The organism is Vibrio sp. ABG19, assembly GCF_029962385.1.
Lineage (GTDB): Bacteria > Pseudomonadota > Gammaproteobacteria > Enterobacterales > Vibrionaceae > Vibrio > Vibrio ostreae.
In genome coordinates, this window is record NZ_CP071708.1 from 329,592 (window position 1) to 353,036 (window position 23,445).

The following is a 23,445-nucleotide window of genomic DNA, read 5'->3' on the forward strand; positions in this document are numbered from 1 at the left end:
GTATTATTTATCCAGTGCTTTTACATCAAGACCAGCGTTTAGCATAGCGATCAATGCCTCAACATGGATCAAGGCGCACATTTTTTCTTTCACCATTCCGGCAAGCCAGGGGCGTTTACCCACCTGTTCCCGCCAGCGAACTTTGTCACTGTTAAGCAATTCCGTGCCTAAGAGTTTAGTACATGCTAATCCCCAGTGGCTTTCACCAAGCATCACAATGTACTGATAATGTTCTTTATGACTGTCATCTCGCAGTTTTTCTGCCATGACCCACTTTGCGGTATCAACCACATCCAGCTGAGTATCACGATTGGTCTGTAACCCCAGGTACCAGACCGGTCGTCCGATCAAGTGGTTCAGGCTGCCTTTCTGATGAATACCGCCCAGTTCATCGAGCGGAACCGCAAAGGTCACACCATTGACATCAAAATAGAGCACCTGAAAATTTTCATTGCGTACCGGGCTGTCCCAGTGACCAAGAGATCCGCCACCCGCTTGAGTTGCGGGCTCTGGCGTCGGGTCTGCTGTCACTTCAGCCTGTGGCTGTGCCACCTCTGCGATGGGCTCAGTGACGCTGATGTCCGGCTCAGCCAAATCCTGTAACTCTTGTAAAGCAACGCTATCTGGCAGCTCTGCTTCGCTGTGCAGTTCCGGTTCAAGATCCCATTCCTGAATTTCGTCCACGTCAGCCGGTGTCGCCACCACCTCATGCACTGCGATATCAAGCGTGTTCTGTTCCATGACCTGTTCGAGATCAAGTTCAGCGACCGGATTACTGTTTTCCAGTTGACTGAGCAAACGCTGGACGTCATTCAGGTTGGGTAACTCGATTTCGTCCAGCTCTTGCTCAAAGAAATTCTGTTGCGCCGCAGCAGCTATCTGCGGCGCAGGTTTTAACTCTGGTGCTCGTTCTGGCTCTGGCTCTGGCTCTGGAAGCAGCTCGTCATCGCCCAGCTCTTCATCAAGCAAAGCATTGAAATAATCGTCTAAAGCCTGTTCACTCGACAGCAAAGGATTACTCATCGATGGCGAGCCTCTCTAAGAACAACAATAACTGCTTATAGGCAAATACTCCGCGGCTGCCTTCGGCAAAGTGCGAAGCTGGTAAACGTTTCAGGCTGGCATCACGAAACTTGGTATCAATCGGTACCGCTGATGTCCAGACCTGATCCGGGTAATCTTTTTTCAACTGGTTAAGCGTCTGCAATGATGCCCGGGTGCGCTTGTCATACATGGTCGGCACTATGGTGACTTTAAACGAGCGACTGCGCGACTTTTGCATAATCGCCAGTGTGCGCACCATGCGCTCCAGACCTTTCATCGCCAGAAACTCGGTCTGCACCGGGATCAAAATACGATCGCTGGCAGCCAAAGCGTTGACCATCATGACCCCCAGGATCGGAGGGCAGTCAATCAGCACATAATCGTAGCGCTGACGAAGGGCCAGCAACGCCCGTTTCAGAATCAGCCCCATGCCGCTGCGGTTACCCATTACCCGGTCCAAAGTAGCCAAAGACATATGAGCCGGAATAATATCTATCCCTTCCACATCGGTTTTCAGGATCAGCGGTTCAACGCTCTGTTCGGTATACTCACGCAACTGAAACAGATCAAACAGGCTGGCGGGCACACCATCGGAATCATAACCAAGATACGTGGTCAGGGATGCGTGCGGATCGGTATCCACCAATAACACGCGCTTGCCCTGTTTACTTAACAAACCTGCCAGTGTAATGGTCGTGGTGGTTTTCCCCACTCCGCCTTTCTGGTTTGCTACACTCCAAACGATCATGCGCAATCCTCAGGCCAGACCAACTTCGACCAGCATTCGCTCAGCGATACGGTCTAACGGTAAATCTTCGGATGAAATACCGGCTTTGGCGACCGCTTGCGGCATACCGTAGACAACACAACTCTCTTCGTCCTGTGCCCAGATGGTCGCGCCTGCGTTCTTAAGCATACGTGCGCCTTCACGGCCATCGGCCCCCATACCGGTCAGCACCATCGACAGCACTTTATCGCTGAAAACTTTCGATGCCGAGCCAAAGGTAACATCAACACAAGGCTTGTAATTCATCCGGTCTCCGCCATCAAGAATCCGCAGCTTAGCTGCACCGGGACGTCCTTCCACCATCATCTGTTTACCGCCTGGCGCAAGATAAGCCACACCAGGACGCAGTACATCACCGTCTTCCGCTTCTTTTACCTGAATTTTACACAGAGAATTGAGGCGGCTGGCAAAAGCGGCGGTGAAGGTTGCCGGCATGTGCTGAATCAAAACTATCGGGTGCGGATAATTGGCAGGCAATTTAGTCAAAATCTTCTGCAGTGCAACCGGACCACCGGTTGAGGTACCAATGGCGGTCAACTGATATTTTTTACCCGTTGCCTTAAAGCGTGCCGATACAGAAACAGGTCGACTGTGACTCAGATTGCCCGTCGACAGGCTACTGCGCTGTAGTGGCGATGCCGTCGGACTGGTCGCCGCCGGCGTCACTGGCTCGGACCGGGCAACCACCGGACGACGCATGAACGCCTTTTTGCTCGCAATCTGCAGTACTCGTTGCTGCAGCAATGTCACCGCTTCATCACGGTTACGGGCTATGTCTTCAAACTTTTTCGGTAAGAAATCCAGCGCGCCGGAATCCAGCGCATCCAGGGTCGCCTTAGCGCCATCATGCGTCAGCGATGAAAACATCAAAATCGGGGTCGGTGTACTGGCCATGATCTCACGCACAGCCGTAATGCCGTCCATCACCGGCATCTCGACATCCATGGTGATCACGTCCGGCTTAAGGCGCTGGACTTTCTCCACCGCTTCACGCCCGTTTGTCGCTACATCAATCACTTCCAAGCGCGGCTCAGAGTTGATGATTTCGCTAACACGACGTCTGAAAAAACTCGAATCATCAACAACTAATACTCTAATCGCCATAGTTATCCTTATTGTTTAAGGTCAATCAGATTCGTGATGCAGCCGCGTACTGCTTCAACAAATCCGGCACATCAAGAATCAGTGCAATATGGCCATCACTGGTGATCGTCGCGCCAGCCATGCCCGGTGTCCCCTGCAGCAGTTTATCAAGCGGTTTAATCACCACCTCTTCCTGGCCAATCAGAGTATCAACCACAAAACCGACACGCTGATTGCCCAACTGGACAATAACCACATGGCCATGGCCTTTACGAGCTTCGACTCTGCCGGCTTGCGGAGCCAACCAGTTTTGCAAATAAAACAGCGGGATAGACTTATCACGGACGATAATGGTCAATTGACCATCAACCACGTTAGTACGACTTAAATCGAGGTGGAAGATTTCACTGACGCTTGCCAGCGGCAGTGCAAACGGATAACCGGCCACACCCACCATCAGGGTTGGCAAAATCGCCAACGTCAGAGGCACTTTAATGGTGATCTTGGTTCCTTTACCCATTTCCGAATCGATATCAATCATACCGTTCAGGGTATTAATCGCCGTTTTCACCACGTCCATACCGACGCCACGTCCCGAAATATCGGAGATCTTCTCTTTACTGGAGAAACCAGGCATGAAAATCAGATTAAAGCACTCTTTGCTGGTGAGACGCGAAGCGGCATCCTCATCCATCATGCCGCGTTTAACGGCAATACTACGCAGTTTATTCGGGTCCATACCGCCGCCGTCGTCGACGATAGACAGTTCAATATGGTCGCCTTCCTGCGATGCAGACAGAATCACTTTACCGGTGCGCGGCTTACCCGCTTTTACCCGGTCTTCCGGCATTTCAATCCCGTGGTCAACCGAGTTACGCACCAAGTGGATCAGCGGATCCGCCAGCGCCTCAACCAGGTTTTTATCCAGGTCGGTCTCTTCACCGCGCATCTCCAGCACGATGTCTTTTTTCAGGCTGCGAGCCAAATCACGTACCACGCGCGGGAAACGACCGAACACTTTCTTGATCGGCTGCATGCGCGTTTTCATCACCGCGCCTTGCAGATCAGCGGTCACCACATCCAGGTTAGAGACGGCTTTCGACAAATCTTCGTCATTACTGTTCAGACCCAGGCTGAGTAGACGGTTACGAACCAGAACCAGTTCACCGACCATGTTCATAATGGTATCCAGTGTCGACGTATCAACACGAACGGTGGCTTCTGCCTGCGTTTTCTTAGCAGCGCCGCCCGCAGCAACTTCACGTTTCTCTGCCGGTTCTTCAATCACTTTAGGCGCTGGCACGGCAGCGGCCGGCGCCGCCTTCGGTGTTTGCGCTTGCGAAGCTTTTGCAGCTGGCGCAGCGGCAGGCTTGGCCGTTGGCGCTTTCGCCGCAGGCTGCAGGTTTTCACTGGCTGGGCGCGTCGCCATGTCGAGCTCTTCGATAGACGGGCCTTTGCCTGCACCATGCAGTTCATCAAGCAGCTTTTCAAACTCTTCGTCGCTCATCAGGTCGCTGTCAGAAGACGAAGCCGAAGAGGCCGGCGCTTTCGCAGTAGGTGCAGCCGCAGACTCACTCTCTTTGCCAGGTGCGCCACCTTTACCATGCAGCTCATCGAGAAGACGTTCGAACTCGTCATCTGTGATATCACCGTCCGCTTGGCTGTTGGTCGACGCTGCAGTCGGGGCAGGACTTACGGCGGCAGGTGCAGCCGCTTTAGCGCCGGGAGCAGCACCTTTGCCATGCAGCTCATCCAGCAACTTTTCAAATTCATCCTGAGTAATGTCATCGATCGAATCGGCAGCCAGCGCACTACGGGTAGCAGGCTCGTCCACAGCATCGTCCATCACAGGCTCATCTTCCGCGACCGGCTCTTCTTCAACACTGACTTCAGCCACCTCGGCTTGCGCTGAGATGTCTTCGTCCTGCGACTCTGGTTTGCATAAATGATGGAGCTCTTCCAGCAGCTCAGGGTCAGCAGCTACCAGTGGTTCACGATCTTGTACCGCACGAAACTGTTCATTGACGGTATCCAATGCACGAAGCATTGTATCCATCAGACCGGCTGTTACAGAGCGCTGTCCGTTACGCAAAATATCGAACACGTTTTCTGCGCCATGGCAGGTCTCAACCAGTTCCGTCAGCGCTAAGAAACCCGCACCACCTTTGACGGTATGAAAACCGCGGAAAATTGCGTTTAAAAGATCGCGGTCTTCCGGATTATTCTCAAGTTCAACCAACTGTTCGGACAGCAAATCGAGAATTTCGCCAGCCTCAACCAGAAAGTCCTGAAGAATATCTTCGTCTAAATCGTAGCTCATACGTTACCCCTAAAATCCAAGACTCGATAGCAGGTCATCTACTTCGTCTTGAGATGAAACCGCGTCACTGCGTTCATGAGGGTTCATAATCGGTCCCTCAGGCTCAGTTAATGCTTTCTTACTTTTCTCTTGTTGTTCTATTTGTTCACTGCCGAACACAGTCAGAATCTCGACCAGACGCTGCTCTACCTCGTTGACGAGAGTAATCACGCGGCGAATGATCTGCCCGGTCAGATCCTGGAAATCCTGAGCCATAAGTATTTCGGTAAGTTGACCGCGCAACTCGCTGCTGTCACCTTCTACCTGAGACAGCAAACCGTCAATTCGATGACACAGCGCTTTGAACTCACTCAGCTCGATTTTACCATGCATCAGTTGGTTCCATTGCGGACGAACCTGAAGCAGACTTTCATGCAGACTGTCTGCAATCGGCATGCAGCGATCAACGGCATCCATGGTTTTGTTGGCGGCCACTTCGGTTTTTTCGATCACGTAATGCAAGCGATCGCGTGCATCAGGAATCTCATCATTGGCAATTTCACTCATTCGTTCATCGACGTGAAACTGCTTGAGAGAATCGTGAAGATCACGTGTTAAGGCGCCAATCTCCTTGAACATTGGGTTGCTTTCTGACTCATAAATACGCTTAAGCAGAAGGTTAGCCTGATCTTGCTGACCTTCTTCAAGTAAATGAACGAGTTCTCTGGCTTGTTCTAATGAAATCATTGTGTCGTTAGCCTTCCACGCGTTGAATAGAGCAAACTTTTGTCTATGCGACAGTTTTTATAGACGCTCGAAGATTTTTTCTAATTTTTCTTTTAACGTTGCAGCGGTGAAAGGCTTCACGATGTAGCCGTTAACGCCAGCCTGAGCCGCTTCGATGATCTGCTCACGTTTCGCTTCAGCAGTGATCATCAGAACAGGAAGATGCTTCAGTTCGGCATCGGCACGAATGTTTCTGAGCAGGTCGATACCTTGCATACCCGGCATGTTCCAGTCAGTTACCACGAAATCAAAATCACCTTTTTTAAGCATAGGCAATGCCGTCAGTCCGTCATCCGCTTCCTGAGTATTGTTGAAACCCAGGTCACGAAGCAGGTTCTTTACGATACGGCGCATTGTTGAAAAGTCGTCAACAATAAGGATTTTCATGTTTTTATTCAAAATTGCCTCCACTGAGTTCGAAATCAGTGATAGTTAGTCGTTCTGTGTCCATGAACTCAATTTGGTTCGCAGACGTTGCATTGATTGGCTTAGTATCTGGCTCACTCGGGACTCACTCACCCCCAGTACCTCACCAATTTCTTTCAAGTTTAGCTCTTCATCATAATAGAGCGAAAGTACTAAAGCTTCACGCTCGGGCAGCGATTTTATCGATGCGACCAGAGCTTCCCGGAATGCATCATCAGCCACTCCTTTGAACGGAGTGTTATCTTCTGCATCATCGACCGGTGAGATGGCGTCATCAGTCACACCCAAGTCTTCAATTCCGACAATTCTGGAACAGTTTATATCGGTTAGTACACTATGGTATTGATCTAATGACATTCCCATGTGTTTAGCAACTTCTGAATCGGTTGGGTCGCGATTGAGCTCCCCCTCCAACACCGCAATCGCCTGGCTGATTTCCCGATTGTGTTTATGTACTGAGCGTGGCACCCAGTCCCCACGCCGGATATCGTCGAGCATCGCACCCCGAATCCGTATCCCGGCATAGGTTTCAAAACTTGCACCCTTACTTCCGTCGTAGTTCTTTTGCGCTTCAAGCAAGCCGATCATGCCGGCCTGGATTAAATCTTCAATAAGTACACTGGGAGGCAGGCGCCCGATTAAGTGATGAGCTATACGCTTAACCAGTACGGAATACTTTTCCAGAAACAGAGTCTGGCTGTTCACGGTTCCGAACTGATTATAAGTAAGCGCTTTATTCACCAAATGATTCCCCTACAATTTCGGTCCGGTTGAGCAATCGTTCCACAAAGAACTCCAGATGCCCGCTTGGCGTTTTCGGAATCGGCCATGTTAACGCCTTATTGGCCAAAGAGCTAATCGCCAATGCGGCAGGGGAACGCGGAAACGCATCTACCACTATTCTCTGCCGTTTCACCGCCTGACGAACATTATCGTCCAGAGGAATACAGGCGACGAGTTCCATACTGACATTTAAGAAACGCTCCGTGACCAAAGTCAACTTGGCGAACAATTCCCTGCCTTCACGATAGCTTCTAACCATGTTGGCGACAATCTTAAATCGCTGAACCTGGTGTTCACGACTCAAAAGTTTGATCAGTGCATAAGCATCGGTGATAGAAGTCGGTTCGTCGCAGACCACAACAACCACATCTTGCGCCGCACGAGAAAAGCTCACCACCATGTCAGAAATACCGGCTGCGGTATCCACCAGCAGGATGTCCATTTCATCTTCCAGCGAGCCGAATGCACGAATCAGGCCTACGTGCTGAGCATGCGAGAGCTCCGTCATTGACTGGGTACCCGATGTAGCCGGAATGATCTTGATGCCATGCGGACCTTCCACGATCGCATCTTTAAGCTCACATTCACCCGCCAGTACATGACCGAGGTTTCGTTTCGGACGAATCCCCAGCATAACATCGATATTCGCCAGTCCCAGGTCAGCATCCAGCACCATGACTTTTTTACCCTGACGCGCCATACAAATGGCCATGCCCAGAGTCACGTTTGATTTGCCCACACCACCTTTGCCGCCAGTCACCGCGATGACTTTGGTTACGGAAGGTTGGGTTAAACGACGTAAGCCGCTTGCTTGGTCATATATCATTTTGTTTGTCATATCTGTCTGCCGCCTAGAATCTCTCTGCATCACTGTTCCAGTAGTGAGGTTCATTCTCTGTCGACTTTTCTAGTAACTCATTCGCCTTCGCCACCATGTATTTGGGCTGGGCAATCACTATGTCTTCGGGTACACGCTGACCATTGGCGATATAAGCCACTGGCAGCGAATTCTGAACAACAACACTGACAAATTCACCTAAGCTCAAACACTCATCAAGCTTAGTCATAATGCACCCCGAAAGAGGAATTCTTCTAAAGTGCTCAATGGTTTCCTGCAACACTTTGCGTTGTGCAGTTGCGGGTAATACCAGGTAACTGTGGATGACTTCGCCACTCTCCTGCATCAGGGTGTCGAGCTGCTCCGACAAACGTACATCACGCTGTCCCATACCCGCGGTATCAACCAGAATCAGGCGACGATTACGCAGTTGGTATATTACATCGGCTAACTCTTTGGAATCTTTAGCGACTCTTACCGGACAACCCATAATTCGTCCGTAAATAGACAATTGTTCGTGGGCACCGATACGGTAAGTGTCAGTGGTGACCAGGGCGACATTGTCGGAGCCGAACTCCATCGCAGCCCGGGCCGCCAGTTTAGCGACAGTCGTGGTTTTACCGACCCCGGTCGGTCCGAGCAGGGCCACCACACCACCACGCTTGAGAATATCTTGCTTAACCACCGGAACCTGATCCGACACCAAACCCAGCAGCGCTTTCCACGCTTTCTGTGGCTGGGTGTCTTCCGGAATATAGCACGCCAGTTGATCCGCCAGATCCAGTGACACGCCCATCCGTTCCAGACGCTTTATCAGCATGGCGCGCAGCGGTTCACGTCGCTCCACTTCCTGCCACATCAGACCAGAGACCTGATGCTCGAGCAGGCGACGGATCGAGTTCATCTCTTCACGCATACCTTCCAGCTCTTCAGCGCTCAGTGAGCTCTCTTTCTGGCGCTCCCGTTCATAGCGGGAAGGATCGAGACGCGGACGGGAAGCCGGTTCAGCACGCTCTTCTCCCAGCAGTCTGGCAAGCGGTGAATCGCTTTTGATCTGAGCGCTGCCTTCGGAGGAACGTGAGCCAGACTGACGCTTAAGTAATGCTGACAGCGAATCTTCGTTTTCAGCGCGATACGTAGGTTCTTCATCCTGAACCTCACCGCCCTGGCTGTACTGTCTGAGCATATTGGCAAAGCGCTTGGTCATTGAGCTGTCTGAGCCCGGACCTTTTTTCAGACTGACCCGGTCTTCTTCCAGCTCACGGCGTGTTGCTGCCTGTTGCAGCTTAGGCGATGCCTGAGTGCCGATATGTCTTGGCTGAGAGCCGTACGATTTGGCCGCTGCTGGGGCTGCAGCAGACGCTGTTTCCCCATCTACAGCCGCGACGATTTCGACGCCTCCTGCGACTTTTTTGTTCGACATGATCACTGCGTCTGCGCCAAGTTCTTCTTTCACTTGCAGCAGAGCGGTCCTCATGTCTTTGGCAAAAAATCGTTTAATTTTCAAAGCGGCTATCCATTATCAATGTGATGAGTCTGCAACCTTTAAACAGACATCCATTCCGGATGGAGGGAATGTCTGAACTTAGTTACCGACCGCCTGCACAATTCGAATTTGTTTCTCGTCAGGAATTTCCTGATACGACAGCACTCTCAGGTTCGGAATCGTATTCTTCACAAACTTCGCCAGCGTAGAACGCAGCACACCTGAGGTCAGCAGTACCGCCGGCTCACCTTTAAGCTCTTGCTCCTGAGTCGCCTGACTCAGAGACATCTGCAGGCGTTCTGCCAGACCCGGTTCAATACCGGCGGATTCACCACCTGAAGCCTGCATGGTTTGATGCAATATTTGTTCCAGCTCTGGTATCAGGGTGATAACGGGTAACTCTGGTTCTATGCCATTGATTTCCTGAACGATTAGTCGTTTCAGAGCAATGCGGACAGCGGCGGTCAATATGTCGGGTTCTTGACTCTTACTGGAGTATTCGGACAGCGTCTGGACTATGGTGCGGATATCACGAATTGGAATCGCTTCATGCAGCAGATTCTGCAACACCTTGACAACAACACCGAGACTGATTTGATCCGGGACAAAACCTTCCACCAGACGCGGTGCGGTGCGGCCCAGCATTTCCAGCAGGTTCTGCACTTCTTCATACCCGATAAGCTGCGCGGCGTTGTTGGTCAGTAGCTGGCTGAGATGAGTGGCCAGCACCGTTGAGGAATCAACGACGGTGTAGCCCAGAGCCTGCGCATGCTCGCGCTGATCTTCGCGAATCCACACGGCTTCCAGGCCAAAGGCCGGATCGTAGGTCTGCTCACCGTCGATCATGCCATACACCTGACCTGGGTTGATGGCCAGCTCCTGGTCCGGACGGATTTCCGCCTCACCTACCGCGACACCCATCAGAGTAATGCGGTAACTGTTCGGCGTCAGTTCCAGGTTGTCGCGGATATGTACCGGCGGAATCAGGAAGCCAAAGTCCTGCGACAGTTTCTTGCGCACCCCTTTCACCCGCTCCAGCAGCTCTCCGCCCTGATCACGGTCAACCAGAGGAATCAGACGGTAGCCCACTTCAAGGCCGATAATATCAACCGGCTGTACGTCATCCCAGGACAGCTCTTTGGGTGGTGCGGCTTCACCTTCGATTTTGGCCGGTAACTTGGCTTCATCCGATGCTTGTTTCTGCTTACGTTGAATAAGATAAGCACCACCGCCAGCCAGGCTTGCCAGTAGCAGAAAAGCGAAATGAGGCATACCGGGCACAACCCCCATCACACCCAGTATCGCAGCGGTGATCATCAGGGCTTTCGGGTTATCGAACAACTGGAACACCACCTGTTGTCCCATGTCCTCATCGGTATTTTGACGCGTTACCATGATCGCGGCACCGATCGACAGCAGCAGCGACGGGATCTGTGCCACCAGACCGTCACCAATCGTCAGCAGGGTATAAATCTGAATCGCATCACCAAAACCGAGGTCATACTGAATCATACCAATCGACAGGCCACCGATGATGTTAATGAACAGAATCAGGATACCGGCGATGGCGTCACCTTTCACGAACTTGGACGCACCATCCATTGAGCCGTAAAAATCGGCTTCTTTGGTCACTTCAAAACGGCGCACACGAGCCTGTTCCTGATCAATCAGGCCGGCGTTCAGATCAGCATCAATCGCCATCTGCTTACCAGGCAAAGCATCGAGCGTAAAGCGAGCGCTTACTTCCGAAATACGGCCGGCACCTTTGGTCACCACCATAAAGTTGATGATCATCAGAATCAGGAACACCACCAGACCCACGGCATAGTTACCGCCAATCACCACGTTACCGAACGCCTCGATCACATTACCGGCCGCATCGCCCCCTTCATGACCATACAGCAGCACTACCCGGGTCGATGCCACGTTCAGAGCCAGACGCAACAGGGTCGCGATCAGAAGCACAGTCGGAAAAGCGGCGAAATCGAGCGGTCTGCGGGTATAGACCGTGACCAGCAGCACCACCATCGACAAGGCGATGTTGAAGGTAAAAAACAAGTCGAGCAGAAACGCCGGTATCGGCAATACCACCATTGCCAGCGTAGCCAGCACCATGACAGGCGCGCCAATCGCCGGCATGCTGCGTTGGGGAATATTGGGTAATTTGTCCGCAAATGGCAGAGTAAACTTCATAGGCCTGTAAGCATTAAGTAATTGAGTCAATCGGCGCGACTGCGCGTCGCCACAATGGTGCTGAATTGGCTTGAGGATGCAAGTTTTAGTCCAGCCATTACTGTCAAAAACTTGGCAACGAGTCGGGGGATGGTGAGATTCGGTTTGGGTGACAGGATATTGTCAGTCAGCTCAGTGACATAATGAGCACGGCTTGCGCAACATTGGCAAAAAACAAACATCAAAAAGAGATAAAAAAGCCGCGATCTGCAGCTTTTTCTGAGTTGGTGTAGCAAGCGCTAGCGCCGTCGGTGTTGCTTTCTCAGCAGCTAAAAATGTCTCAGCGGCTGATACTGTCTTGGCGTTTGAAACCGGATTAAGGGTGTACGTTCCACGCCACTTTACCCTGACGGGTATGCGGATCAAAATCGATACACATCATGCCCGAAGTCGGGAACATCGGCGGTACCATATCAGCCACAAACTCTGCCGCCAGATAGCCGACCAAAGGCAGGTGGGAAACCAACAGCAGGCTCTCTATCGGCTCTACATCAACCAGAGCGGAAATATACTCAAATACATCGCTGGCCTGCCCATAGGGCGTAATATCGTCACAAATCTCAATTTGTCGTGCAGCAAAGTAACGCGACACTTCCTGCCAGGTCTGCTGAGCGCGTAAATAAGGGCTGACCAGCACCTTATCCAGATGACCCATTTGCTGTTGCTCGAGACACACCCGCGCAACCGCGACAGACTCACTGCGACCTCGGTCTGTCAGGGCTCGCTCTGCATCACTGGCTGCGTAATGATGAGCTTCGCCGTGACGCATGATAAAAATCTTCATTGTGTATAACCTACTTTGCTCAAAGACACACGGCAGTCATTGCTGCTCGCCGCCGATTATAACAGCACGCGGTGTAAAGACTTAGACCGCGGTAACAGTCTATTAAAAACGCGCTATTGGGACTACAATGACATTCTGCAAAAAAACACCGGCTTGCATTTGCGCCGCCGTGTTTCAACGCCATAATTACACAAAGCCCCAGCGGAGAATATCTGTGCACATAAGCCCAAATGATTCAAATAGCTACCGACACCTGACTCTTTCCAACGCGTTGCGTGTGCTGTTGATCCACGATGAAAGTGCCCAGAAGTCCGCTGCCGCATTAGCCGTTAAAGTCGGCCACTTTGACGACCCGGCTGATCGCCAGGGTCTGGCTCATTATTTAGAGCACATGCTGTTTTTAGGCACGCGAAAATACCCTAAAGTGGGCGAGTTTCAAAGCGTTATTAGCCAGCACGGCGGCAGCAATAACGCCTGGACCGGTACAGAACATACGTGTTTCTTCTTTGATATTGCCCCAAACGTATTTGAAAAAGCGCTGGATCGTTTCAGTCAGTTTTTCACCGCCCCTCTGTTTAACGCGGAAGCACTCGACAAAGAGCGCCACGCGGTTGACTCAGAATATAAGCTCAAACTGAGCGATGATTCTCGTCGCTTATACCAGGTGCAGAAGGAAACGATCAATCAGGCTCATCCATTTGCCAAATTTTCCGTGGGTAACCTGGATACACTCGGTGACCGCGCGGGCAGCTCGATCCGCGATGAGATCATTGCCTTTCATCAGCAACATTATTCGGCCGATTTAATGACTCTGGTGGTGATTGGTCCGCATACACTTGATGAGCAGGAAGAGTGGGTCCGCGACAAGTTCAGCGCTATTGTAAATAACAATCTGGCTGACAAGCAGGTTGATGAACCTTTCGTTACCCGCGCGCAAACCGGTCTGCTGATTCAGGTCGAGCCGATGAAAGAAATCCGCAAGTTACTGCTCAGTTTCCCAATGCCAAGTACCGATGCGTATTATCAGCGCAAACCGCTGTCCTACTTTGCCCATCTGATTGGCTATGAAGGTGAAGGCAGTTTATTGCTGGCTCTGAAAGACAAAGGCTGGGTCACCTCCCTCTCCGCGGGCGGCGGTGCCAGCGGCAGTAATTATCGCGAATTTTCCGTCAGTTGTACCCTGACGCCACTTGGCCTTGACCATGTCGACGACATCATCCGGGCGCTGTTTACCACGATAACCGAGATCCGGGACCACGGGCTGGATGAATGGCGTTATATGGAAAAGCGGGCCGTACTGGAATCGGCATTCCGTTTTCAGGAAAACTCGCGTCCGCTCGATATTGCCAGCCACCTGGTCATCAACATGCAGCACTACCGGGCAGAAGACACCATCTACGGCGACTACATGATGCAGGCCTACGATGAAGTGCTGTTGCAGGAGTTGCTGCAGTATCTGGTGCCGGATAATTTACGCGCCACCCTGATTGCTCAGGATGGGGAGTTCGATAAGCAGGCCGAATGGTATTTTACTCCTTACAGTGTCCGTCCGTTCAGTGATGATGAACTGAGCCGTTTTGCCAGCCCGGCCACTGAACTGGCACTACGCCTGCCAGGCAAAAACCCGTTCATATGTGAGCAGCTGGATCCCAAACCACTGCTCGGCACTCGCCACCTGCCCCATATCCTGCAGGACTTACCCGGCTTTCGTCTCTGGCACTTGCAGGATGCTGAGTTCCGCGTCCCTAAAGGGGTGATTTATATTGCCATCGACAGCCCCCACTCCGTGGCGACCACGCGCAATATCGTTATTACACGCCTGTGCGTGGAGATGTTTCTAGACACGCTGGCCAAAGAGACCTATCAGGCGGAAATCGCCGGTATGGGCTACAACATGTATGCCCATCAGGGCGGTGTGACTCTGACCTTATCCGGATTCAGCCAGAAGCAACCTGAGCTGATGAAAATGATCCTCGACAAATTTGCCCGGCGCGAATTCAGCCAGCCCCGTTTTGCCACCGTCAAACAACATTTATTGCGCAACTGGCGTAACGCCGCGCATGACCGTCCGCTGTCGCAACTGTTCAATGCCATGACCGGTCTGCTGCAACCCAACAATCCGCCTTACCAGCAGTTGGTCGAGGCCTTGGAAACCATTGAAGTGGGTGAACTGGCTAAGTTTGTCGAAAACATCCTGGCCGAACTGCACATTGAAATGTTTGTTTACGGCGACTGGCAGGAACAAGATGCCCACAGCATGGCAGAAGTGCTGAAAAATGCGCTGCGGATGCAGAATCAAAGCTACGAGGAATCGCTCCGGCCTCTGGTGATGCTTGGCCGTAACGGTACCTTCCAACGAGAAGTGATTTGCGATCAGGATGATTCCGCTGTGGCGGTTTATTATCAGTCCCGTGATACCGAACCGCGCAGTATTGCTCTCTATTCACTGGCCAATCATCTGATGTCGGCGACTTTCTTCCACGAAATTCGTACCAAACAGCAGTTGGGTTACATGGTCGGCACCGGCAATATGCCGCTTAACCGCCACCCTGGGATGGTACTCTACGTTCAATCCCCGAATGCTGCTCCGGCCGACTTAATCAGCTCGGTGGACGAGTTTCTTAATGCCTTCTACCTGGTGCTGCTTGAGCTAAGCGATTACCAGTGGCACAGCAGTAAACGCGGATTATGGAATCAAATCGCCACTCCGGATCAAACACTGCGCACCCGCGCGCAGCGTTTGTGGGTAGCCATAGGCAACAAAGACTGGACCTTCAACCAGCGTGAACAGGTACTGGAAGAGCTCAAAAAGCTGACGCGCTCAGATATGATCCGCTTTGTGGTCAATGAGCTCAAACCGCGTACCGCTAACCGGCTTATCATGCATACTCAGGGTAATGCTCACCATGACGCAAAGCCCCTGCAACAGGGAAAAGAAATCGGCTCGATTGAAGAGTTCCAGCTGCGACCTAAAGCATACGACCTCGGCTAACTCAGCACGCGCAGTCGGGATTCGGCGTCTGTTCCGATTCGACAATCGTTTTCAGGGTGTGGGGGTGCAGTTTGATACACACTCCCTGCCACTTAAACGCCACGGTCGGATTATTGAGCCTCTCCCCTTGGCCTTTTGGGCTGGAGAGTTTAATTGTTACGCCTTGCTCTGCTAATCCATCCCAACCCGCGGCCAGTGCCGGAAACTGTTGCTGTATATCCGCCACAAACGCCTCTGCGCTGACCGCCTGCGATGGCACAACAAACTCCACATGCTCCCAACTTTGCTCGGGATAGATTTTGCCTGGCGCCGGATACGGCAATTCCAGACACGCTATATGCCAGGGGCCAGCGGCCAGGGGCTGGTCAAATTCCAGCACAATAATCGCCCGACCGTTGATCTCGGCCGAGGAGATTTGTCGGCCGCTTTTAAGCCACTCTTGATGCGCAGCTTGCGCTAACTTCGGGTCATTAATACGCAGTGCAATATGGTCCAGAGTATGACCAGATAAATCCATATGCAAAAGAGCAGATAACTGCTGAATTTTCTGGATAAAGTCGTCAAGTTTGTCTTTCATTTGAACAGGATGAAGGCCTGATTCCATTAGCGCTTGAAGCATTTTTACTTTCCCAAACCATCTTTTATCGGCGATGGTACCAAGATTTGGCTGAAAAGTAGAAATTTTCGTAATTTTGTCCCTATAAGCCCGGTAATAAAATTGCTATGATGTGCGCCAATTTATGAACAAGATCAAGATATGCATTCACTTCTGCCGAGTGAGCTGATGCATACCGAAACAATTCCCAGAATTGAAGGACACGCAAGTGAATATCCAAGCACTGATTAATGACAAAGTATCTCAGGCTCTTGAAGCCGCTGGCGCACCTGCAGGCAGCCCTGCAGCCGTTCGCCAATCCGCAAAACCACAGTTTGGTGATTACCAGGCCAACGGCGTAATGGGCGTGGCAAAGAAATTGGGTACAAATCCGCGCGAATTCGCGCAGAAAGTCTTGGATGTTCTGGAACTGGATGGCATCGCCAGCAAAACCGAAATTGCCGGTCCTGGCTTTATCAACATCTTCCTGAGCGAAGAGTTCCTGGCTAAACAAGCGGATGTCGCTCTGGCAGATGAGCGTCTGGGTGTCGCAATCGAAGAGCAACAAACCATTGTTGCCGACTACTCAGCACCAAACGTTGCGAAAGAAATGCACGTCGGTCACCTGCGTTCAACCATCATCGGTGACGCTGTCGTTCGTACGCTTGAATTCCTCGGCCACAAAGTGATTCGTGCCAACCACATCGGTGACTGGGGTACTCAGTTCGGTATGCTGATTGCCAACCTGGAGCGCGTACAACAAGAGTCTGGTGAAGTGTCCATGGAACTGGCAGACCTGGAAAGCTTCTACCGTGAATCGAAAAAGCTGTACGACGAAGATGCAGAATTTGCTGAGCGTGCGCGTAACTACGTAGTGAAACTGCAAGGTGGCGATCAGTTCTGTCTAGATATGTGGAAAAAGCTGGTTGACGTGACCATGATTCAGAACCAGCGTAACTACGACCGCCTTAACGTTTCCCTGACCCGTGATGATGTCATGGGGGAAAGCATGTACAACGACATGCTGCCAACTATCGTGGCGGATCTGAAACAGAAAGGTCTGGCGCAGGAAGATGACGGTGCCCAAGTCGTTTACCTGGACGAATACAAAAACAAAGAAGGCGAGCCGATGGGTGTGATCATCCAGAAACGTGACGGCGGCTACCTATACACCACAACGGACATCGCGTGTGCGAAATACCGTTACGAGACTCTGGGTGCCAACCGCGTTCTCTACTTCATCGACTCACGTCAGCATCAGCACCTGATGCAAGCCTGGACCATCGTACGTAAAGCGGGCTATGTACCGGAAGAAGTAAGCCTGGAGCACCATGCGTTCGGTATGATGCTGGGTAAAGACGGTCGCCCGTTCAAAACCCGTGCCGGTGGTACAGTACGTCTGGCTGATCTGCTGGATGAAGCAGAAGAGCGGGCTAAAGCACTGATTGAGTCTAAAAACGCCGAACTGAGCGCGGAAGAGAAAGCAGAAATTGCCAGCACTGTGGCGATGGCAGCGGTGAAATACGCTGACCTTTCTAAGCACCGCACTACAGATTACGTGTTCGACTGGGACAACATGCTGGCATTTGAAGGTAACACAGCCCCTTACATGCAATACGCATACACCCGTGTGGCGTCTATCTTTGCTAAAGCTGGCGTCACTCAGGACAACATCGAAGGTGATATCCAAATCACTGATGAAAAAGAGAAAGCTCTGATTGCTAAGCTGCTGCAATTTGAAGAAGCCGTGCAAATGGTATCACGTGAAGGTCAGCCACACATTCTGTGTAGCTACCTGTTTGAACTGGCGGGTCAATTCTCGAGCTTCTACGAAGCGTGCCCAATCCTGATCGCAGAAGATGCAGCAGTGAAGCAGAGCCGTCTCAAGCTGGCTGCACTGACCGCAAAAACCATCAAACAAGGTTTGTCACTGCTGGGCATCAATACGCTGGAACGTATGTAAACGCGCAACCGGCAGGCTTTGTTGTCACAAGCTTGTGGCACTAACAACCGCTGCGAAGGCTGGCCTGAGGTCAGCCTTTTTATTTGTTCGCTGTTTTTTATCTACATCGTACTGATTCTTATCGATAAGACTGGTGTTTTTATAGATAAACAGCAGTGAACTCCGCCACCAACCAAGATGTTTAGCTGCTATGTTTAGCTGCTGCGTCCGAACGCGGCTTGGGGTTATAATGCTGGTACTGTGGTTGCAGTGTGTTGCCTGTCAGTCACACAGGCAGTGATCGCTTCATTACTGACCCCGTTTTCCGGTTCGATGACTGCCCTATACCACCAACACGTTTGTACGGATAACTATCATGAGCTTTGAACTTCATCCTCAACTGGCCAAAGATACCGATGTGATCGGCCACTTTCCTCTTTGTGTTGCCCTGCTGCATAAAGATTCTGCCGTGCCCTGGGTTATTCTGGTGCCAAAAAAAGCCCATCTGAAAGAGCTGCATCATCTGCCAATGCATGAACAGCAGCAATTTCTGCTAGAATCTCAAGCGATCAATCAGGCTCTGGAAGCCTTATTTCAACCGGATAAGCTTAATCTGGGCGCACTGGGCAACATGGTACCTCAGCTGCACATTCACCACATTGCCCGTTTTAAGGATGACATTGCCTGGCCCGGGCCTGTATGGGGAAATACTCAGGGTGAGACGCGCAGCGAAGCTGAGCAAGAGACGATGCTGCGCAAACTGCGCAGCGTATTGTCACTAAGCACTCTGTTCGTTGCTGTATAGAATGTTCGTTGCTGTATAGAATGTTTGTCGCTGTATAAAAAGTCTATCGCAAAAGAAACCGCTATTGATCACACTTGTTCTCTTGCAGGGCTGACCCTTGGTCCGCAAAGACGCAAAAGCCGCCTGTTAAGCAAGCGGCTTTTGGTTATCGCAGCACTGACGTTCCGGTTCTACATCGTCACGGTCACAGACAACGCCTGCGCCTGATTAATCGCATAGCGCACCCGGGTCACATGCTGGGCGGAATTAGTATCAATAAAGCGCGAAATCTCCCCTTTGCGTATCCAGACACTGAGCATGGCATCCACACCATCCTCACTCAGAGCAAAACGACGGGCTAACTCTTTCCGTGACATGGATCCGTGTTCGGCAATCGCCTGTTTCAGCTGATTAAGTATCATGCGATGGTCACCTCGAAATGTTGTTGTCGCCGCCCCGTGCGTTTCAGTAACCAGAATACCAGCAACGCAGAAGCGAGCACTGCGACAATCCATAAACTGCTGCTGAGCGGACTCTCCGCCAGATGCGCAGCCTGATTGAACAGTGTCGCCCCGGCGTAGGCCAGCCCCATGGTCCACACAGCAATAAAGCGCGCAAAACGGCCACCAAACTCACGTACATAAGCGCCCATCGCCGCCACACAAGGTGTATAGAGCAGAATAAATATCAGGTAGGAAAACGCCGCATAACCAGAGCTGAAATGGCTGTGCAGATTTCCGAACAATGCAGCGTCCACCTGCTGATCAGCGGCTGCCGAAGCACTATCGGTTAAGTCACCCACTTCGATCCCCAGCGGGTCACTAAAATTCAGCCCCGTCAGGTTATCGGCGATGGACCCGACCGCCTGTTGCAAGCTGGCCAGCAAATCATAGTCGGCATTATCCGATTGGGATGAGGTATAGAGATTATTAAGGGTCCCAACCACCGCCTCTTTGGCGAAGATGCCAGTAATAATACCCACGGTCGCCTGCCAGTTGTCCGCTTCAATCCCTATCGGCGCAAATACCGGCGTCACTATCTGGGCTGCTCTGGACAGGAGCGAATTACCGCTGTCCTGGTTGCCGAACGAGCCATCCGGGCCGAGCGAGTTAAGGAAGCTAAGAATGGCCACCACCATGACAATGGTCTTCCCCGCACCAAGCACGAAACGTTTGAGCTTGTGCCAGGTTTTAATCGCCACATTGCGTAGCGTCGGCAGCTCGTAATCCGGCATTTCCATTACAAAGCTGTCACTGGTCCCCGGATAAAGGGTTTTCTTCAGCACCCAGCCCGTGAACACCGCAGCCACAATACCCAGGAGGTACAAACCAAACACGATGTTTTGGCCGAGATCCGGAAAGAATGCCGCAGCAAACAACGCATAAACCGGCAGACGCGCGCCACAGGACATGAAAGGAGCCATCGATGCAGCCAGTTTGCGTTCCCGCTCCTGATCCAGGGTTCGAGTGGCCATGATTGCCGGCACATTGCAACCAAACCCAAGAACCAGAGGCACAAAGGCTTTACCCGGCAGACCAATTTTCTGCATCACCTTATCAAGCACAAAGGCGGCACGTGACATATAACCTGAGCTTTCCAGCAGGGCCAGAAACAAGTACAGACAGGCAATGACCGGGATAAAGGTCGCGACCGTCTGCACACCACCGCCAATTCCGTCCGCCAGCAGGGTCACCAGCCAAACCGGCAGATGGTCATCCAGCAGATAGTGGCCACCATCCACCAGTAATGCTCCGACACCAATATCAAAGAAGTCGATAAAAGCACTCCCAATGTTGATGGAAAACATAAACATCAGGTACATCACCACAAAGAAGAACGGCACCCCGACCCATTTGTTCAGAATCACTCGGTCGGCTTTTTCGGTAAAACTGTGGCTGAGCTTACCTTCACTGCGGCGTACCTGCTGGCACAACTGGTGTAAATAGGTGTATTTACAGTCAGCAACGTGCAGATCAATATCCATTTCACTGCGCTGCTGCTCAAACACCAACTGTTCTCGCTGCGCCTGCTGCAGCATGTTAACCACCAGCAAATCATTTTCCAGCGCTCGAATCGCGAGGGCCCGGGCAGAGACCTGCTGCTCAGTAAAATCTGGTTGTAAGGCAGCAATCGCTGATTCAAAGCGCTGACCATAATCGAGTTGCAACGGCTCAAGCGCCATCCCCTGCACCAAAGCGTTATGCAGCTTATCTTTGAAGCGAGCAACCTGCTGTTTGTTGTGGGCGGACAAGGTAAACACCGGACAGGCCAGCGCCTGTTGCAGCTTTTTGACATCAATGGTCTGACGTTCGCGCTTCAGAGCATCCATTTTATTGAGTACCACCACCATAGGGCGGCCCAGCTCACGCAGCTGCAAAGTCATATATAAGCTGCGTTCCAGACAAGTCACATCCACCACATTAATGATGACGTCTGCCGGGTGAGTCAGTACCGCTCTGGATGCTATCGACTCATCAAGGCTGTTGGCATCATTACCGCTGTCCAGAGCATAAATTCCCGGCAGGTCGGTTAGCAGCAACTCATCGCCGGCATACAGGTAGCGGCCGGTTTTCTTCTCAACTGTGACCCCGGCCCAGTTACCAACTTGCTGCCGGGCGCCGGTCAAACCATTAAATAAGGTCGTTTTACCGCTGTTTGGATTACCGACCGTCAGAATCTGATACTTCATCGCCCGCACTCCACCTCTATTGCCGCCGCAATGCTCTCACGCACCGCAATCGAAACACCTCGCACCTCGATTTGCAAAGGATCGCCCATCGGAGCATGACGAATCACTGTCACTCTGGTCGCAGGCAGCACGCCCATGACCATCAGTTTTTTTCTGACTTCCACAGACAGTCCATTCAATGCGACGACCTGACCGGATTGGCCTGGTTGTAAATCGGATAATTTCATTGCCACGCCCGTAACTCCGCCTGAACGATAAAGCACTATTGCTAATGATAAGGATTTTCATTACTGATGAGCACAATAATAACGCTATGCCAGGGGGTAAGGCTTGCGCGAAATCAAAGATTCCAGATTCAATGCAGCCGGATGGTCAAGTGCCGGACCGGCCACTGCTGTGTGCGGAGAAACGGGGACAAAAAACCTAAAAACACCAAAATAAAACGCGATTTATATCAAAACATATGACTGGCGTTTTCCTCACAGCAGTTGGCGCAAATCTGCTACAGGCCGCAGTATGCCTGCTGGTAAAGTCAGTGACATCAACCGAGTCGACATTCCCGAGCAACTAGAGAATATCGCAGGTTGGCATTGCTCAGTCATCAGACACGCTGCGCCCTTAGCGCCGTGACACACAAAGCCCAGCCTTGTGTGTCACGCTTTTCTTCTCTCAGTCGTTCAACCCCATTTATACCGCGCGGGCATCCTGCCCCCGACATGAAACATCTTAAAATCATATAATGATTGTTGATTTACAGCCGATAACCGTTGGCAATATATTGACTAGGAGACAGACCATAATACTGTTTGAAACGTTGGCTGAAATAAGACGGGTCATTAAAGCCACATTCGAATGCGACATCGGATACTCTGGCGCCACTACGCAACTGTAAACAGGCTTGTTCCAATCGGTAATGGGTCAGATACTCAGTGAACGTTCGGTTGGTAAGCTGCTTGAGACGGCGCTGTAAACTGCGTTCAGACAATAATAATAAACGGGCCGCCCGGGCGGTAGAAAAATCCGGTTCAGAAAAATGGACACAGACCAGTTTTTCAAGTTTGGATAACCAGTCACCTTGCGCCGTGAGTGCTGTCGTAGCCGCCCCACCACAATCATCAAGGATTTCACCGGCGCCCTGGCACGCTAAAGACCAAGACAGCTCAACCAGATTGCCCTGCTCCCCACTACATATAATCAGCTCACCACCGGTATCTCTGGTCAGAGTAGGCAGAGATAACAAATGGCCTTCGCGATCAAACAGCATTGCTTGCGCCAGGTAAGCGCAAGATAAACCGTGGTCTGAAAAACGGATAACCGCCTTCCCTGCAACAGACTGGCATTCAATTGACAGGATCTGACCAGGCGTCAGTCTCTGCAGGGTATGCGAGAAAATAGCATTGAAAATGATATCCGCACCCCACTGGCGCAACTCAATCATCTCATCTGAGATACGGATATCACGTTCAACCTTAATTCCGGCATGCTGTAACTCGTCCTGCCAGCAGGCTCTGACGCTGGTCATTATATCGATGAGCCGATAGCTGATGTTTGGCGGCGCGGCGCGGGGAAGATCCGCCACAGTCGAACGGCTTAACCGGCCAAGGCTGAACCGTATAGCTAAATGGGCCTGCTTGCCCTGCTGCGTATCGTGACCAACACTCAACCGACTCAATGTGGATATCAGATTGGCAATGTGGTTTTCCTGCCAGATCTCACGTACTTCGATTTGTTTCATCAATTGGCAGTTATGGTTGAGCAGCTTGCAGTTATCCTGACGCAGTCGGGCAACCTGAGTGACCATCTCCTGCAAGTGAGCATTGCACCGACGGTGGAATCCCCACCCTATCATCATCACCCCGCCCAACAGCACCAGTATGATGGTTAGCTTCATTCTT

General features: G+C 51.6%; 19 protein-coding genes. 3 read left to right on the forward strand and 16 right to left on the reverse strand.

What is annotated here, in order from left to right; translation table 11 throughout:
- Positions 1 to 3 precede the first annotated feature (3 nt).
- From J0X00_RS07590 to sixA, 11 genes are all read right to left on the reverse strand, one after another.
- Positions 4 to 1,023 (reverse strand): chemotaxis protein CheW, encoded by a 1,020-nt coding sequence (locus J0X00_RS07590; RefSeq protein ID WP_282477847.1) that lies wholly within the window; start codon positions 1,021 to 1,023, stop codon positions 4 to 6.
- Entirely contained in the window at positions 1,016 to 1,792 is a 777-nt protein-coding gene (locus J0X00_RS07595; protein ID WP_136482602.1) for a ParA family protein, read from the reverse strand. Before J0X00_RS07595 ends, J0X00_RS07590 begins: the two co-directional genes overlap by 8 nt.
- A 9-nt stretch (positions 1,793 to 1,801) precedes the next feature.
- Positions 1,802 to 2,935: a chemotaxis response regulator protein-glutamate methylesterase gene (locus J0X00_RS07600; protein WP_282477848.1), complete on the reverse strand. Its 1,134-nt coding sequence runs from the start codon at positions 2,933 to 2,935 to the stop codon at positions 1,802 to 1,804.
- A 25-nt stretch (positions 2,936 to 2,960) separates the two neighbouring features.
- Positions 2,961 to 5,234: a chemotaxis protein CheA gene (locus J0X00_RS07605; RefSeq protein WP_282477849.1), complete on the reverse strand. Its 2,274-nt coding sequence runs from the start codon at positions 5,232 to 5,234 to the stop codon at positions 2,961 to 2,963.
- A gap of 9 nt (positions 5,235 to 5,243) precedes the next feature.
- Positions 5,244 to 5,960: a protein phosphatase CheZ gene (locus tag J0X00_RS07610; protein WP_136482597.1), complete on the reverse strand. Its 717-nt coding sequence runs from the start codon at positions 5,958 to 5,960 to the stop codon at positions 5,244 to 5,246.
- A 57-nt stretch (positions 5,961 to 6,017) separates the two neighbouring features.
- Positions 6,018 to 6,386 (reverse strand): chemotaxis response regulator CheY, encoded by a 369-nt coding sequence (gene cheY, locus J0X00_RS07615; RefSeq protein ID WP_168796924.1) that lies wholly within the window; start codon positions 6,384 to 6,386, stop codon positions 6,018 to 6,020.
- 45 nt (positions 6,387 to 6,431) lie between these two features.
- Positions 6,432 to 7,166 (reverse strand): RNA polymerase sigma factor FliA, encoded by a 735-nt coding sequence (locus J0X00_RS07620; RefSeq protein ID WP_136482593.1) that lies wholly within the window; start codon positions 7,164 to 7,166, stop codon positions 6,432 to 6,434.
- Complete coding sequence (locus J0X00_RS07625) at positions 7,159 to 8,046, reverse strand: MinD/ParA family protein (protein WP_168796923.1); 888 nt, start codon at positions 8,044 to 8,046, stop codon at positions 7,159 to 7,161. Before J0X00_RS07625 ends, J0X00_RS07620 begins: the two co-directional genes overlap by 8 nt.
- 13 nt (positions 8,047 to 8,059) lie before the next feature.
- A complete protein-coding gene (flhF, locus tag J0X00_RS07630; protein ID WP_282477850.1) occupies positions 8,060 to 9,553 on the reverse strand; it encodes a flagellar biosynthesis protein FlhF in 1,494 nt (497 codons plus the stop codon).
- Between the two features lie 78 nt (positions 9,554 to 9,631).
- Positions 9,632 to 11,725, reverse strand: a complete 2,094-nt coding sequence (gene flhA, locus J0X00_RS07635; protein WP_282477851.1) for a flagellar biosynthesis protein FlhA — start codon at positions 11,723 to 11,725, stop codon at positions 9,632 to 9,634.
- 355 nt (positions 11,726 to 12,080) lie between these two features.
- Positions 12,081 to 12,548, reverse strand: coding sequence for a phosphohistidine phosphatase SixA (sixA, locus tag J0X00_RS07640; RefSeq protein WP_136482584.1), 468 nt, complete (start codon positions 12,546 to 12,548; stop codon positions 12,081 to 12,083).
- A 214-nt stretch (positions 12,549 to 12,762) separates the two neighbouring features.
- Here sixA and J0X00_RS07645 point away from each other — a divergent pair, with 214 nt between their 5' ends.
- Complete coding sequence (locus J0X00_RS07645; RefSeq protein ID WP_282477852.1) at positions 12,763 to 15,540, forward strand: insulinase family protein; 2,778 nt, start codon at positions 12,763 to 12,765, stop codon at positions 15,538 to 15,540.
- Position 15,541: 1 nt separating this feature from the next.
- Here J0X00_RS07645 and J0X00_RS07650 read toward each other — a convergent pair whose 3' ends face one another.
- Positions 15,542 to 16,159 (reverse strand): VOC family protein, encoded by a 618-nt coding sequence (locus J0X00_RS07650; protein ID WP_282477853.1) that lies wholly within the window; start codon positions 16,157 to 16,159, stop codon positions 15,542 to 15,544.
- A gap of 205 nt (positions 16,160 to 16,364) precedes the next feature.
- Here J0X00_RS07650 and argS point away from each other — a divergent pair, with 205 nt between their 5' ends.
- On the forward strand, positions 16,365 to 18,098 hold the full coding sequence (argS, locus tag J0X00_RS07655; RefSeq protein WP_282477854.1) for an arginine--tRNA ligase: 1,734 nt from the start codon (positions 16,365 to 16,367) through the stop codon (positions 18,096 to 18,098).
- Positions 18,099 to 18,453: 355 nt separating this feature from the next.
- Positions 18,454 to 18,882, forward strand: a complete 429-nt coding sequence (locus J0X00_RS07660; RefSeq protein WP_136482576.1) for an HIT domain-containing protein — start codon at positions 18,454 to 18,456, stop codon at positions 18,880 to 18,882.
- Between the two features lie 170 nt (positions 18,883 to 19,052).
- On the opposite strand, the gene J0X00_RS07665 is transcribed toward J0X00_RS07660, so the two are convergent.
- From J0X00_RS07665 to J0X00_RS07680, 4 genes are all read right to left on the reverse strand, one after another.
- On the reverse strand, positions 19,053 to 19,283 hold the full coding sequence (locus tag J0X00_RS07665; protein ID WP_282477855.1) for a FeoC-like transcriptional regulator: 231 nt from the start codon (positions 19,281 to 19,283) through the stop codon (positions 19,053 to 19,055).
- Positions 19,280 to 21,550, reverse strand: a complete 2,271-nt coding sequence (gene feoB, locus J0X00_RS07670; protein ID WP_282477856.1) for a Fe(2+) transporter permease subunit FeoB — start codon at positions 21,548 to 21,550, stop codon at positions 19,280 to 19,282. Before feoB ends, J0X00_RS07665 begins: the two co-directional genes overlap by 4 nt.
- A complete protein-coding gene (locus J0X00_RS07675) occupies positions 21,547 to 21,777 on the reverse strand; it encodes a FeoA family protein (RefSeq protein WP_136482570.1) in 231 nt (76 codons plus the stop codon). The genes feoB and J0X00_RS07675 overlap by 4 nt, the downstream gene beginning before the upstream one ends.
- A 524-nt stretch (positions 21,778 to 22,301) precedes the next feature.
- A complete protein-coding gene (locus J0X00_RS07680) occupies positions 22,302 to 23,441 on the reverse strand; it encodes a helix-turn-helix transcriptional regulator (protein WP_282477857.1) in 1,140 nt (379 codons plus the stop codon).
- Between the last annotated feature and the right edge of the window lie 4 nt (positions 23,442 to 23,445).